The organism is Streptomyces sp. MMG1533 (assembly GCF_001279775.1).
Taxonomy (GTDB): Bacteria; Actinomycetota; Actinomycetes; order Streptomycetales; family Streptomycetaceae; genus Streptomyces.
The window spans coordinates 46067-60894 of the sequence record NZ_LGDG01000249.1 but is presented as its reverse complement, the minus strand read 5'-3'; the positions used below and the strand labels follow the sequence as shown (position 1 = coordinate 60894).

The following is a 14828-nucleotide window of genomic DNA, read 5'->3' as shown; positions in this document are numbered from 1 at the left end:
CCCCCCCCCCCCTGCCCTAAAAAGTTTTTCCGCTGCCGCCGTCCCCACCGGCCCCCGCCACAGACGTCATACCCGTGGAACCCACCCCGCCCCCCGAACCCGGTCGCCCCCGACCTGTGACGATCCCGGCCGCCACGGGCGTTACCGGCCCGTACGGCAAGGACTCCGGCATACCGTAACGGCTGATGGCCGGTTTGTGGACGAGTTGGACCGAGTTGCGCAGGAACGATGCGCCCGATGTGCCGCACGGTGTCCGCTGCGGCCGGGCGGACCGCGCTGTCGGCTCCGAGGCCGGCCGCCGTACACTCCCCAGGTGACCGTCACCGCAACCTCCGTGGACGAGTCGGACCAGGTACAGCCCTCGACCGCGCCCCCATCGCGCGGGGCGCGGCTCCTGCGTCGTCTCGTCCCGGCCGCCGCAGCCGCGCTCTCCGGAGTGCTGCTCTACGTCAGTTTCCCGCCGCGCACCCTGTGGTGGCTGGCCCTGCCCGCCTTCGCCGTCTTCGGCTGGGTGCTGCGCGGCCGTGGCTGGAAGGCGGGCCTCGGTCTCGGCTACCTCTTCGGCCTGGGTTTCCTGCTGCCGCTGCTGGTGTGGACCGGGGTGGAGGTCGGCCCCGGCCCGTGGATCGCGCTGGTCGTGATCGAGGCGATCTTCGTCGCCTTGGTCGGCGCGGGGGTCGCCGCGGTGTCGAAGCTGCCGGGCTGGCCGGTGTGGGCGGGTGCGATCTGGATCGCCGGCGAGGCGGCACGCGCGCGCGTGCCGTTCAACGGGTTCCCCTGGGGCAAGATCGCGTTCGGTCAGGCGGACGGCGTGTTCCTGCCGCTGGCGGCTGTGGGCGGCACCCCGGTGCTCGGCTTCGCGGTCGTCCTGTGCGGCTTCGGTCTGTGCGAGGCCGTACGCCTGGTCGTCGAGGGGCGGCGCACGCGCACGGTACGGCGGTCCGCGGCGGCCGTCGCCCTGCTGAGCGTGGCCGTGCCCGTGGCGGGAGCGGTGGCCGCCCGGCCGCTGGTGAGCGACAAGGCCGAGGACGGCACGGTGACCGTCGCGGTCATCCAGGGCAACGTGCCGCGTGCGGGGCTGGAGTTCAACGCCCAGCGGCGGGCCGTGCTCGACTACCACGCGCGCGAGACCGAGCGGCTGGCCGCCGAGGTCAAGGCGGGCAAGGTCGCCAAGCCCGACTTCGTCCTGTGGCCGGAGAACTCCTCCGACATCGACCCCTTCGCCAACGCCGACGCACGCACCGTCATCGACGAGGCGGCCAAGGCGATCGGCGTGCCGATCTCCGTCGGCGGCGTCGTGGAGCGGGACGGCAAGCTCTACAACGAGCAGATTCTGTGGGACCCGGCCAAGGGCCCCGTCGACACCTACGACAAGCGGCAGATCCAGCCCTTCGGCGAGTACCTCCCGCTGCGCTCCCTCATCGGGGCGATCAACAGCAACTGGACATCGATGGTCCGCCAGGACTTCAGCCGGGGCAGCAAGCCGGGTGTGTTCGACATGGACGGCGCCAAGGTCGGCCTGGTCACCTGTTACGAGGCCGCCTTCGACTGGGCCGTGCGCTCCGAGGTCACCGACGGCGCGCAGATGATCTCCGTGCCCAGCAACAACGCGACCTTCGACCACAGTGAGATGACCTACCAGCAGCTCGCCATGTCCCGCGTCCGCGCCGTGGAGCACAGCCGGACCGTCACCGTGCCGGTGACCAGCGGCGTCAGCGCGATCATCATGCCGGACGGGAAGATCACGCAGAAGACCGGCATGTTCGTCGCCGACTCGCTGGTCCAGAAGGTCCCTCTGCGCTCCTCGCAGACGCCCGCCACACAGCTGGGCATCCTGCCGGAGATCGCCCTGGTGCTGGTCGCGGTGGGGGGACTCGGCTGGGCCATCGGAGCCGGTGTGCGCGGGCGACGCGCCGGTGACGTGTAGCCGTACGCCCGCCGGGCGCCCGGGGACGACCGCCAGAGCGAGGGAACCGGCCCGTTAGGGTCGAGGCCATGGCTACTCCTGACTTCATCCGTACGCTCCGGACCTCCATCGGCCACGATCTGCTGTGGCTGCCCGGTGTCAGCGCCGTCGTCTTCGACGACGAGGGCAGAGTGCTGCTCAACCGCCGTTCCGACACCCGCAAGTGGTCACTGATCGGAGGCATCCCGGAGCCGGGTGAGCAGCCCGCGGCCTGCGCGGTGCGCGAGGTGGAGGAGGAGACGGGGGTCCACTGCGAGGTGGAGCGGGTGATCGTCGTCCAGTCGCTGAAGCCGGTCACCTACGACAACGGCGACGTGTGCCAGTACATGGACATCTCGTTCCGCTGCCGGGCCCTGGGCGGCGAGGCACGGGTGAACGACGACGAGTCGCTGGAGGTGGGGTGGTTCGCGGTGGACGCCATGCCCGAGCTGAACGAGTTCGCACACCTCAGGATCAAGCAGGCGCTGTCGGACACACCCACATGGTTCGACGCCACGAGTTTCGAGTGAAGTGTGGGTGGTGACCACATGGGTCGGGGCTCCGGTGCTGCCTAGGGTCGAGGCATGACCGCTAGCAGTGCCCTCCCGGGCCCCCACGGCGCCCCCGCCCCCACGCTCGACCTCGGCGGCCGCACCGCCCTCGTCACCGGCGCCGCCGGCGGCATTGGCCGCGCCTGTGCGCTGCGGCTCGCGGCCGCCGGAGCCAAGGTGAGAGCGGTCGACCGGGACGCCGCGGGTCTCGAGGCCCTCGCCGAGCGGTCCCAGGGGCTCGCCGGGACCCTCGAACCGCACGTCCTCGACCTCACCGACCTGGACGCCGCCGAACTCGCCGCCGCGGGAACCGACGTCCTCGTCAACAACGCCGGGCTGCAACTGGTGCGCCCCATCGAGGAGTTCCCGCCCGAGGCCTTCCACACAGTGCTCACCGTGATGCTGGAGGCGCCGTTCCGGCTCATCCGGGGCGCGCTGCCCCACATGTACGGGCAGGGGTGGGGCCGTATCGTCAACGTGTCCTCCGTCCACGGTCTGCGCGCCTCGGCCTACAAGTCCGCCTATGTGGCCGCCAAACACGGACTGGAGGGGCTGTCCAAGACGGCCGCCCTCGAAGGTGCACCCCATGGGGTCACCTCGAACTGTGTGAACCCCGCCTATGTGCGCACCCCACTGGTCGAGAAGCAGCTCGCCGACCAGGCTCGGGCGCACGGCCTCCCCGAGGAGCGGGTGCTCACCGAGGTGCTGCTGCAGGACAGCGCACTCAAGCGGCTGATCGAGCCCGACGAGGTCGCGGAGGCCGTGGCGTACCTGTGCAGCCCGCAGGCCTCCTTCGTGACGGGCACCTCGCTTGTCCTCGACGGCGGCTGGACCGCGCACTGACCGGGGCGGCTCCGCTCGCCCCGCGGAGTTTTCCACAGGGCTGACGGGGCGGTCGGGTGATGGTGAATCCTGTGAGCATGTCCCGCGATCACGTGCAGTCCGCCGAGCGTTCCGACGCCGCCGCGGCAGCGTCGGCAGGCGGCGCCGAGGCGCCGTTCCTGGAGCTGCTCGCCCGCGGCGCGTCCGCCGACGCCTACGAGCAGCCGGTGCTGCTCGCCCGCGCCGAGGGGCGGCCGGCCGAGCGGATCGTCGCGCTGGAGCAGGCCAAGCTGCTCGCGCTGCGCGTGCGCTCGGAGCTTGAGGGGCGGCGCCGGCGGGAGGCAGAGTTGTCCGCGCTCTTCGAGACCGCCCACGACCTGGCCGGGCTGCGCGACCTGGACGCGGTGCTGCAGGCGATCGTGCAGCGCGCCCGGTCGCTGCTCGGCACCGACGTCGCCTACCTCAGTCTGAACGACCCGGTGCGGGAAGACACCTACATGCGGGTCACCGAGGGCTCGGTCGCGGCCCGCTTCCAGCAGTTGCGGCTCGGGATGGGGGAGGGCCTCGGCGGCCTCGTCGCCCAGACCGCTCGTCCGTACGTCACCGACGACTACTTCAAGGACGACCGCTTCCAGCACACCCACGCCATCGACACGGGAGTACGGGACGAAGGCCTGGTCGCCATCCTCGGCGTGCCGCTGATGCTGGGGCACCATGTCATCGGCGTTCTCTTCGCGGCGGACCGGCGAGCACGGGTCTTCGAGCGGGAGCAGATCGCGCTGCTCGGCTCCTTCGCCGCGCTGGCCGCGGCCGCCATCGACACCGCGAACCTCCTCACCGAGACCCGTTCGGCCCTCGCCGGCCTGGAGCGCGCCAACGAGATCATCCGGGACCGCAGCGGGGTCATCGAGCGTGCCTCCGACGTCCACGACCGGCTCGCCGAACTCGTACTGCGCGGCGGAGGGGTCCACGACGTGGCCGCCGCCGTCTCCGAAGTCCTCGACGGCACGGTCGAGTTCAGCGAGGCCGCCACCGCTCCCGCCGAGGCCCTGGAGGTGTCCCGTGCCGAGGGACACGCGGTGCGACATGCGGACGACTGGATCGCGGCCGTCGCCGCAGGCGGTGAACTCCTCGGCGCGCTCGTGCTGCGCGGACATCCCGGGCTCGACCCCGTCGACCAGCGAACCCTGGAGCGTGCCGCCATGGTCACCTCGCTGCTGCTGCTCGCCCGGCGCTCCGCGGCAGAAGCGGAGCAACGCGTGCGCGGCGAACTGCTGGACGACCTCCTCGATGCCCGTGACCGCGACCCGCGCCTCCTGCGCGAGCGCGCGTCCCGGCTGCACGCCGACCTGGACGCCGGCCATGTCGTCCTCGCCGCCCGCCTGGACGTCGCCGCGGCCGACGCCGATCAGGAAGCGGCCTCCCGCAGACGCCTGTGGTCCGCCGCGTCCCACCTCGCCGCCACCCGGCACGGCCTGGCCGCCGCCCGTGACGGCGGCACCGTCCTGCTGCTGCCCCTGGAACCCGGCGACACCGCGACGGAGCTGGCCCGCCGCACCGCCCGCCACCTCGGCACCGCCGTGCACGAGTCGGTCACCGTCGGCGCCTCCGCCCCGGTCGGGGACCTCGCCGCCCACCCGGACGCCGTGGCCGCCGCCTACGAGGAAGGCCGACGCTGTCTCGACGCCCTGAGACTCCTCGGCCGCGTCGGCGACGGGGCCGCGGCGGAGGACTTCGGCTTCCTGGGGCTGCTGCTCGCCGGGGACCGGGACATCGGCGGTTTCGTCGACCGTACGATCGGCCAGGTCGTCGCGTACGACGAACGGCGCGGCACCGACCTGGTGCGCACCCTCGACGCCTACTTCGCCTGCGGGATGAGCCCGGCCCGAACGAAGGACGAGCTGCATGTCCACGTGAACACGGTCGCCCAGCGCCTGGAACGGGTCGGCCGTCTCCTCGGCGACGACTGGCAGAGCCCCGCGCGTGCCCTGGAGATCCAACTCGCCCTGCGGCTGCACCGGTTGTCGGACAGAGTGCAGCACTGACCCCCGTACGCACGGGCGTACGGGGGCCGGTTCCGGGGAGGGTCAGACAGGACGAGCGTCCGCGGCCCGGGCCGCCACCGGCTCCGCGTCGGCGGCGGGCTCGACCTCGGCCAGGTCCCGGTTGCGGGTCTCCTTGGCCGCTGCCACGGCGACGACCGTCAGGACGGCCGCGCCGATGACGTACAGCGCGATGGGCGTCGAACTCCCGTAGTCCGACAGCAGTGCCGTGGCGATCAACGGTGCGGGCGCGCCCGCCGCGACCGAGGCGAACTGGGCGCCGATGGAGGCTCCGGAGTAGCGCATCCGGGTCGCGAACATCTCGGAGAAGAAGGCGGCCTGGGGTGCGTACATCGCGCCGTGCAGCACCAGGCCCACGGTCACCGCGAGGATCATGTTGCCGAAGCCGCCGGTGTCGATGAGCGAGAAGAACGGGAACATCCACAGGCCTACGCCGACAGCGCCCAGCAGATACACGGGACGGCGGCCGATCCGGTCCGACAGCGCGCCCCAGCCCGGGATGACCGCGAAGTGCACGGCCGAGGCGATGAGCACCGAGTTGAGCGCGGTCTGCTTGGAGACGCCGGCCGAAGTGGTGGCGTAGACGAGGATGAACGCGGTGATCACGTAGTAGCTGATGTTCTCCGCCATGCGCGCGCCCATCGCCACCAGGACGTCCCGCCAGTGGTGGCGCAGCACCGAGACGACGGGCAGCTTCTCCGTGTCGGTGGGCCGTGCCGCCTTGCGGGCCTCGGCCTGCGCCAACGCCTCCTTGAAGACAGGCGATTCATCGACAGACAGACGAATCCACAAACCGACGATCACCAGCACACCGGAGAGCAGGAACGGAATCCGCCAGCCCCAGCTGCCGAAGGCGGCATCCGACAGGACGGCGGTCAGCAACGACAGCACGCCCGTCGCGAGGAGTTGCCCCGCGGGCGCCCCGGTCTGCGGCCACGACGCCCAGAAGCCACGCCGGCGCGCGTCCCCGTGTTCGGACACCAGCAGAACCGCCCCGCCCCACTCGCCGCCCAGAGCGAAGCCCTGCACCAGACGCAGCACGGTCAGCAGCACCGGAGCGGCCGTACCGATCGTGGCGTGGGTCGGCAGGAGGCCGATCGCGAAGGTCGCACCGCCCATCAGCAGCAGGCTCAGCACCAGCAGCTTCTTGCGCCCGAGCCGGTCCCCGTAGTGCCCGAAGACGAGCGCGCCCAGCGGACGGGCCGCGAATCCGACGGCGTACGTCAGGAACGACAGAAGTGTGCCGACCAGGGGATCGGAGCCGGGGAAGAACAGCTTGTTGAAGACGAGGGCCGCGGCGGAACCGTAGAGGAAGAAGTCGTACCACTCGATGGTGGTGCCGATGAGGCTCGCGGCGACGATGCGCTTGAGGCTGGCGGGGGTTTCTCGGGAGGGGGGAGCGGTCGCGGGGGAGGACATCGGCACCACTTCCATGCGGTTGGCGGGGACGTTTGTGTGTCGCCATACCGTAGGAATGCGCAGGTCAGTGGCACATGTGGTGGGGCACCATAGTTCTGCGTCCGGAGGTGCGTGCGGCCACCATGAGGGCGTGGCCGGAGCCTCTACGAAAGCCTCCATAGGGCCCGCGAAAGCACTGTCCGAGTTGCACTGTTCGGGCGTGATTTGGTGGTGGGGTGCTGACTCCCGTGCTGGTTTGGTGCTGACTAAAAGAACGCCCTCTGTGTAGCGACGGGCGTTGTCGATGTTCACCGCCGCTCTGGACGCGATCTCCTGGGCCAGAAGCAGCTCGTCGTCGTCGAAGGGCTCCGCCGTTTGACGGCGGACGAACTGTGCGAATCCCAGCGGGCTTCCGCGGGCCCACAGCGGGATCAGGAGCATGGAGTGGAGGCGCAGGGCGCGCAGGGCGAGCAGGGCGAGCAGGGCGGGCTCGTGGTCCGCCGACATCGCCAGCCATGGGGGGACGTCGTCGGCGGTGAAGGCGGAGCCGGAGGGGCTGTTCGGAGTCGTTCGAGGCAGCCTGGGGCGATGCGGCGGAGCGTCGCAGGACCGGCCACCGGGTACGTCCCTCCTCCTGGAGGGCGGAGGAGAGGAGGTCGACGGTGACGAGGTCCGCGAGGTGGTCGGCACCGACGTCCGCCAGTTCCTGCGCGGTGCGGGTGGTTCACAGGCGAACTCGATGGCGGCGGGTGGCGTCCTGACCTCGGTCATACCAAGGCCGCGCTCGAGGAAATCCAGTACGGCGGCGATGTGTTCGGACAACGCCACTGGCGCCACGGCGGCGATGTCCTCGTGCTTCCACACGTCGGGAAGCTCGCCGAGCAGGTGTTGCAGCACCACGTCGCCCAATTGATCCGCTCGGGGTGCGAGGCCCCGAGCGAGATCGCTGAGGAAGACATGGGCGTCAGTTCCCACAATCGCAAGGTATCCCCGCCCCGACCGACGGGCCGGGCGGCGCGAAGACCGGCGGCCGCGCTCGCCCACCGTCGGCCAGGGTGCTGTCAGCCCTTCACGGGGTGTGACCGGCGCGGCGGAGGACGGGGCGCAGGACCTCGATGACGCCAGGGTCGTCCACCGTGGACGGGATGGGTTCGTCGCGGCCGTCGGCGATGCCGCGCATGGTCTTGCGCAGGATCTTGCCCGAACGTGTCTTGGGAAGGGCTGCCACGACCGTGACGTCCTTGAGGGAGGCGACGGCGCCGATGCGCTCGCGTACGAGCTGGACGAGTTCGGCCTCGACCTCGCTCGGTTCGCGGTTGCTGCCTGCTTTGAGGACGACGAAGCCACGCGGGATCTGTCCCTTGAGTTCGTCGGCGACACCGATGACGGCGCATTCGGCGACGTCGGGGTGGGCGGCCAGGGCTTCTTCCATGCTTCCAGTGGACAGCCGGTGTCCGGCGACGTTGATGACGTCGTCGGTGCGGCCCATCACGAAGACGTAGCCGTCGTCGTCGATGTGGCCGCTGTCGCCGGTGAGGTAGTACCCGTCGTAGGCGGAGAGGTAGGAGGCGACGTAGCGATCGTCGTCCTTCCAGAGCGTGGGGAGCGCGCCGGGCGGAAGGGGGAGCCGCACGACGATCGCACCGTCGACGCCCGGGGGCACCGGCTCGCCCGAAGCGTCGAGGACGCGGACGTCCCAGCCCGGCAGCGGGCGGGTCGGGGAGCCGGGCTTGAGGGGAGCGGCCTCGATGCCCACGGGGTTGGCGACGATGGGCCAGCCGGTCTCCGTCTGCCACCAGTGGTCGATCACCGGGACGCCCAGCAGGGCGCTCGCCCAGTGATAGGTCTCGGGGTCGAGCCGCTCACCGGCCAGGAAGAGATAGCGCAGGTGGGAGAGGTCGTAGTCGGCGGTGAGCGCCCCCGTCGGGTCCTCCTTCCTGATCGCCCGGAAGGCGGTGGGCGCCGTGAACATGGTCTTGACCCGGTACTCGGCGGCGACGCGCCAGAACTGGCCCGCGTCCGGGGTGCCGACCGGCTTGCCCTCGTACAGCAGGGTCGTGGCACCGGCCAGCAGGGGCGCGTAGACGATGTAGGAGTGCCCGACGACCCAGCCGACGTCGGAGCCGGTGAACATCGTCTCGCCCGGGCCCACGTCGTACACGGCGCCCATCGACCACTGCAGGGCCACCGCGTAGCCGCCGCAGTCACGCACGACTCCCTTGGGCTTTCCGGTCGTTCCGGACGTGTAGAGGATGTAGAGGGGATCGGTGGCGGGGACGGGAACGCAGCCGGCCGGCGGCGCGGCGGCGACCAGACCGGCCCAGTCGAGATCGTCCGGGCCCAGCGCGGCCGGCTCCTGCGGGCGTTGCAGGATCACGCACTTCTCCGGCTTGTGAACGGCGAGTTCGATCGCCCGGTCCAGCAGCGGCTTGTATGCGATGACCCGCTTGCCCTCGATGCCGCAGGAGGCGGAGACGACCACCTTGGGGGCCGCGTCATCGATGCGGAGGGCGAGTTCGCGCGGGGCGAACCCGCCGAAGACGACCGAGTGGACCGCGCCGATACGCGCACAGGCCAGCATCGCGACGACGGCCTCGGGAACCATCGGCATGTAGATCACCACGCGGTCGCCGTGCCCCACGCCGAGCTGCGCGAGTGCTCCGGCGAAGGCCGCCACCTCGTCCCTCAGCTGCGCGTAGGTGTAGGTGCGCCGGGTGTCGGTCACGGGGGAGTCGTAGACGAGCGCGGGCTGCTCACCCCGGCCGGCTTCGACGTGCCGGTCGAGCGCGTTGAAACAGACGTTGAGCCGCCCGTCGGGAAACCAGCGGTAGAACGGTGCGCCCGAGGAGTCCAGGGCGCGTTGCGGAGTGACATCCCAGTCGATGCCTTCCGCCGCCTTCAGCCAGAAGCTCTCCGGGTCCTCGGTACTGGCGCGGAAGACATCCTCGTACGTTCCCATCGCGCACTCCTTTGTGGCATAGAGGGACGGTGGTGGGGCTGCGTGCGGAACGGTGTCGGACACAAGTACCGCACACCGGTCGACATGGTCGAGCAAGATGCCGGAGACCGGCGGACCGGTCACCGGCATGGCGGTGGTGCGGTGGCCTGGCCGTCAACAGGCCCGCCGTCAGGTGCAGCTTCTGCTCACGCGCCGAGGTGCTTACGGAGCCACTGACCCATCTGCTGGATCGCCTGGTCCACCTCGGGTACGCGCCCGGCGCCCAGGACGAACGAGTGCTGCCCTTCGGGCAGCGGGTGGACCTCGGAGGTGACCTCGAAGTCCGCGAGGCGGCGGCCGAGTTGGGCGCCGTCGTCGGCGAGGGTCTCGTACTCGCCGTAGTGGACGGTCGTGGGGGGCAGGCCGGTCAGATCGGCGTTCGCGATGCTGATGCCGGGGTCGGCGAAGTCCAGGCCGGGGTCCTGCAGCCAGGCTCCCCGGAAGAGCTCCAGCGTGCCCCGGCTGAGCATCTTGTCGCTTTCCTCGTTCTCGTCCACAGACGCGTTCTGGATGGTGAGGTCGGTCCACGGTGAGACGCTGACGATCGCGCCCGGGGTCGCCTCGCCCTTCGCGAGCAGACGCAGCGGCAGCATCACCGCGAGGGTGCCGCCGATCGAGTGGCCCGTGCTGCCGATGTTCCGCGGCTCATAGCCCTGCGAGAGCAGCCACCGGTAGGCCGTCTCGGCATCGTCGAGCTGCGCCGGGTAGGGGTGCTCGGGCGCCAGGCGGAAGTCCACGACGAGCGAGCGGGCGCCGGCCGCCTTCGCGATGTGGCCCGCGGCCTTGCGGTCGGAGTGCATGGAGGCGGTGACGGATCCGCCGAAGTGGAAGTGGAGCAGCGCCCGATCGGGGTCGGCGCCCTCGGGGATGGCCCACAGAGCAGGGACGCCGTTCGCGTCCACTTCGGCGTAGCTGACGCCTTCCGGCTCGGTCGACGCCTTGTGGTTCGAGTCGACGATGTCGCGGATGACGGCCAGGTCGAGGCCGGGTGTCGACGACTTCGCGCTCACACTCGCGAGGAACTCCGCGAACTCGTGTGCCTCTGGGCTTACTCCCATGGTGGTGCTCCTTCTCAGACGACGTGCTGGTCATGACGCTACTGGCTGAGTATAGGAAAGTAAACTCAGGCGAGTTGGAATCACTCCATGGATGCGAGGAGGCTCTTGCGGCGTACGTCGGTGGGCGCGATGTGGGCGATCCTGATCCTGTGCCGGGTCTGGTACGGCTCGTCCCCCGGGAGTGCTTGCGGAGACTGCATCTGATCTGGGTCGAAGCGGTTGCACCGACAAAAGCGGGAGGGACTGTGCTGCGGGTGCACTTGAGCCTCAGCGAGGCTGCCAGCGGCCCGTCCAGTGCGGGCCGCCGGCGTACTGTGCCGAGTCCGCCGAGCCGCAGGACGGTCCGGTCGACACCGTCGTTGCACCCGGTGAACTCGCCGCACCGAGCGAACCGTGGGCCCCCGACGATGCGCGCATGGCTACCACGCTCAGGGGAGGCAGCCGTGCACCGGCCACGAAGACGGCACCACTGCGGGGCCGATGACCTGACCGACGAACGGGGTCCGAGCATGCCCGAACTCCCCACTCGACGCCGCCTCTTGACTCGCCGGACAGGAGGGTGAGATCGGCGGGCGTTCACCGCACCGGAAACTCCTTGGCGTTCATTGCGGCATCAGTTCGGCGGCCCGTTCGGCGACCTCATGCCGTAGAGCGGTCCATACGGCGCGTACTGCGGGGTGCGTCACGGCCTCGCGGCGGACGGCCAGGGTGATGGGGAGCCGGATGTCGATCTCGTCGGCGAGCAGTCGGCGCAGCTGCGTCCGCTGCGCCATGAAAGCCGGCAGGACGCCGATGCCGGCGCCCTGCCGGGTGGCTTCGAGCTGGGCGAAGACGTTCGTCGAGGAGAATGCCGGGGTCATCCCGGGAAGGTGGCGTTCGATGTCGAGGTCGCCGACCTGCAGCATCGACTCGATGTAGAAGATGAGCGGGTGCTCGCGCAGCTCGGCCGGCGTCTCCGGCCGGCCGTACTCGGTGAGGTAGTCGTCGGAGGCGTAGAGCCCCAGCGTGTAGTCGGTGAGGTGCTCGGTCACGAGGTGGCTGCTGGAGGGAACGCCGATGACGAGAGCGAGATCGAAACCGGACGGGCGTAGGGCGAGCTGTCGTGTCGCGGTGATGAGTTCGACCTGGAGCTGGGGATGGTGGCGGCGTACGCGTACGAGGGCGGGCGTGGCGAAGAGGGTGCCGAAGCCGTCGGGCGCGCTGACGCGCACCGTACCGTGAAGGGACGGCGAGTCCTGGCCTGCCACGGTGTCGACGACGCGGTCGATGGCCTCCTCGATCGCGCGCGCGTACTCCGAGACGGCTCTTCCGATGTCCGTCAGCGTCCATCCCTCAGCGCCCCGTTCGATGAGGCGCAGGCCGATGCTCTTCTCCAATGCGGCGATACGGCGTGACACGGTGGTGTGATCCACGCCGAGTGCGTCGGCGGCGGTCACCAGGCGTCCGGTACGGGACAGCGCGAGCAGGTAGCGCAGATCGTCCGCGCGGAGTTTGCGCGGATCGACGGAGCGGTGGGAGCCGGCCGGTTGCGGGGCGGGGTTCTCGTCAGGGGAGCGGGGGCGCATGGCCCGACCGTATCTGCGTTTCTGCACAAGCGGTCTGCGTCATTGGTGGTTGTTTGCACACGGTGCGGGCCGCACAGTCAGGGCAGTGGGCGCGACCTGCCCCGCTGTTCCTGCTGAAGCGGCTCCCATGGTTGCCGGCCTTTCCCTCCCGCGGATCCTGCGCGTCGGTGGCGGTGCCGTCGGTGAGCTGGGTGACGTCGTCCGGGGGCTGGGCCTGCGACGCCCCCTGTTGGTGACGGACTCGTTCCTTGCCGGGACCGGTGCGGCGGAACGACTGATGGCGACGCTGGGAGCCGCTGGACTGCAGCCGCATCTTTTCGCCGGCACCGTCCCGGATCCGACGACCGACTCGCTCGACGCGGGCCTGACCGTGCTGCGGGAGCACGGGGCGGACTCGCTGATCGGGTTCGGCGGGGGCAGCCCGATGGACACCGCCAAGGCCCTCGGCCTGCTGGGCGTGCAGGGCGGGCGGATGCGGGACTACAAGGCCCCGTACACCAACCTCGGCCCGGCGCTTCCGGTGATCGCGGTCCCGACGACCGCGGGCAGCGGCTCGGAGGCCACCCAGTTCACCGTCATCACCGACAGTGCCACGGACGAGAAGATGCTCTGCCCGGGGCCGGCGTTCCTGCCGGTCGCCGCCGTCGTCGACTTCGAACTGACTCTGTCGATGCCGCCCCGGCTGACCGCCGACACCGGCGTCGACGCGCTCACCCATGCTGTCGAGGCGTATGTGAGCCGCAAGGCCAATCCGTTCTCCGACGGCCTCGCCCTCGACGCGATCCGGACCATCGGTCAGCACCTCCGCCGCGTCTACGCCGACGGGGAAGACCTCGAGGCTCGCGAGGCGATGATGCTCGCCGCGACCCGGGCCGGCATCGCCTTCTCCAACTCCAGCGTGGCGCTCGTACACGGCATGAGCCGCCCGATCGGCGCTCACTTCCACGTCGCGCACGGTCTGTCGAACGCGATGCTCTTCCCCGCGGTGACAGCGTTCTCCGCGCCCGCCGCCGAGAGCCGGTACGCCGACTGCGCCCGCGCCCTCGGAGCCGCCACCGACGGCGACAGCAACGCCTTGGCCGCCGATAGGCTCGTGGAGGCGCTCCGAGCCCTGTGCCAGGATCTTGAGGTGCCCACCCCCCAAGCCCAAGGCATCGACAAGGACGAGTGGTTCCGCCTGTTGCCCCTCATGGCCGAGCAGGCGCTCGCGTCCGGATCCCCCGCCAACAACCCCGTCGTACCCACCGTGGACGAGATCCAGGATCTCTACGCGCAGATCTACGCCTGACACCCGGCGAGTGAGGAACGTGATGGCCACGACAGCAGGTCCGCGCGGACGGCGAGGTGACGACCGATGACTGATACCGCTGCGGTCGAGATTCTCGCCGATGTCCACCGGGGCGTCGGCCGCATCCTTTTGAACCGGCCCAAGGCGCTCAACGCCCTGACGACAGGCATGGTCGTCGCCATCGACCGTGTGCTCGCTGAGTGGGAGCGCATACCGCTGTCCGCTGTCGTGATCGCCAGCACCAGCACGAAGGCGTTCTGCGCAGGCGGAGACATCCGCACGATCCGCGAGCACAGCCTCGCCGGGGATGTCGAGGCGAGTGAGCGGTTCTTCGCCTCCGAGTACCGGCTCAACGCCCGGATCGCCGAGTATCCCGTCCCGGTCGTGTCGCTCATCGACGGCCTGTGCATGGGCGGCGGCCTCGGTCTGTCCGTCCACGGCAGCTTCCGCGTCGTCACCGAGCGCGCGGTGCTGGCGATGCCCGAGACCGGGATCGGGTTCTTCCCGGACATCGGGGCCAGCTACTTCCTGCCGCGGCTGCCCGGCGCGATCGGCATGTACCTGGGACTGGCCGGGCACCGGCTCGACGCGGCCGACGCCCTGTACACGGGGCTGGCCACGCACTTCGTCCCCGCGGACGGGATCGACACGGTCGGGGATGCCCTGGCCGACAACCCCGGCGACCCGGTGGACGTCGTCCTGAACCGCCTCGCCGACCGTTCCCCGGTCGCGGAGAGCAGGCTGGCGGCGGTACGCGGGCACGTGGACTGGGCGTTCGGCGCGCCCACTCTCGGCGAGATCGAGAAACGCCTGCGCCACCTCGACACCCCCTGGGCGGCAGCGGCGCTGGTCGCCTTGGAGTCCGCCTCGCCGCAGAGCCTGGAGATCACTCACGCTCTGCTGGCCCGGGGCAGGCAGCGCACGTTGCACGAGTGCCTGGGCGCCGAACTCGCCCTCACGCGCACGACCATCCGCACGCCGGACTTCCTGGAGGGCGTCCGTGCGGCCCTGGTCGACAAGGACCGCACTCCCAACTGGCAACGTGCGTCGCTCGGCGGACGACCGCTGCCGTCCTGAGCATGTCCGCGCCCACGCATGTGTGGCGGTCCGTCCGCCGTGACCACAGTCCTGACACGCGAC

At 70.6% G+C, this 14828-nt stretch carries 10 protein-coding genes and 1 pseudogene; 6 read left to right on the top strand and 5 right to left on the bottom strand.

What is annotated here, in order from left to right:
• Window positions 1-313: 313 nt before the first annotated feature.
• From lnt to ADK57_RS35790, 4 genes are all read left to right on the top strand, one after another.
• Window positions 314-1927: an apolipoprotein N-acyltransferase gene (gene lnt, locus ADK57_RS35805; RefSeq protein ID WP_053753852.1), complete on the top strand. Its 1614-nt coding sequence runs from the start codon at window positions 314-316 to the stop codon at window positions 1925-1927.
• A gap of 68 nt (window positions 1928-1995) precedes the next feature.
• The gene (locus ADK57_RS35800) at window positions 1996-2475 is read left to right on the top strand and encodes an NUDIX hydrolase (RefSeq protein ID WP_053753851.1); all 480 of its coding nucleotides are present in this window, start codon (window positions 1996-1998) and stop codon (window positions 2473-2475) included.
• 54 nt (window positions 2476-2529) lie between these two features.
• The gene (locus tag ADK57_RS35795; protein WP_053753850.1) at window positions 2530-3339 is read left to right on the top strand and encodes a 3-hydroxybutyrate dehydrogenase; all 810 of its coding nucleotides are present in this window, start codon (window positions 2530-2532) and stop codon (window positions 3337-3339) included.
• 77 nt (window positions 3340-3416) lie between these two features.
• The gene (locus ADK57_RS35790; protein WP_053753849.1) at window positions 3417-5363 is read left to right on the top strand and encodes a helix-turn-helix domain-containing protein; all 1947 of its coding nucleotides are present in this window, start codon (window positions 3417-3419) and stop codon (window positions 5361-5363) included.
• 42 nt (window positions 5364-5405) lie between these two features.
• On the opposite strand, the gene ADK57_RS50205 is transcribed toward ADK57_RS35790, so the two are convergent.
• The 5 genes and pseudogenes from ADK57_RS50205 to ADK57_RS35760 all read right to left on the bottom strand — a co-directional run bounded on the left by ADK57_RS50205 (window position 5406) and on the right by ADK57_RS35760 (window position 12400).
• Complete coding sequence (locus ADK57_RS50205) at window positions 5406-6800, bottom strand: MFS transporter (protein ID WP_053753848.1); 1395 nt, start codon at window positions 6798-6800, stop codon at window positions 5406-5408.
• A 294-nt stretch (window positions 6801-7094) separates the two neighbouring features.
• A pseudogene (locus ADK57_RS52315) lies at window positions 7095-7286 on the bottom strand (GAF domain-containing protein); the annotation flags it as partial.
• Window positions 7287-7848: 562 nt separating this feature from the next.
• Window positions 7849-9738: a propionyl-CoA synthetase gene (locus ADK57_RS35775; RefSeq protein WP_053753846.1), complete on the bottom strand. Its 1890-nt coding sequence runs from the start codon at window positions 9736-9738 to the stop codon at window positions 7849-7851.
• 185 nt (window positions 9739-9923) lie between these two features.
• Complete coding sequence (locus tag ADK57_RS35770) at window positions 9924-10835, bottom strand: alpha/beta hydrolase (RefSeq protein WP_053753845.1); 912 nt, start codon at window positions 10833-10835, stop codon at window positions 9924-9926.
• Between the two features lie 602 nt (window positions 10836-11437).
• Window positions 11438-12400, bottom strand: coding sequence for a LysR family transcriptional regulator (locus ADK57_RS35760; protein WP_053753843.1), 963 nt, complete (start codon window positions 12398-12400; stop codon window positions 11438-11440).
• Window positions 12401-12527: 127 nt separating this feature from the next.
• Between ADK57_RS35760 and ADK57_RS35755 the strand changes: the two genes are divergently transcribed.
• Both ADK57_RS35755 and ADK57_RS35750 read left to right on the top strand, forming a co-directional pair.
• Window positions 12528-13688 (top strand): iron-containing alcohol dehydrogenase, encoded by a 1161-nt coding sequence (locus ADK57_RS35755; RefSeq protein ID WP_053753842.1) that lies wholly within the window; start codon window positions 12528-12530, stop codon window positions 13686-13688.
• Window positions 13689-13754: 66 nt separating this feature from the next.
• Window positions 13755-14765, top strand: a complete 1011-nt coding sequence (locus tag ADK57_RS35750; RefSeq protein ID WP_053753841.1) for an enoyl-CoA hydratase/isomerase family protein — start codon at window positions 13755-13757, stop codon at window positions 14763-14765.
• The last annotated feature ends 63 nt before the right edge of the window (window positions 14766-14828 follow it).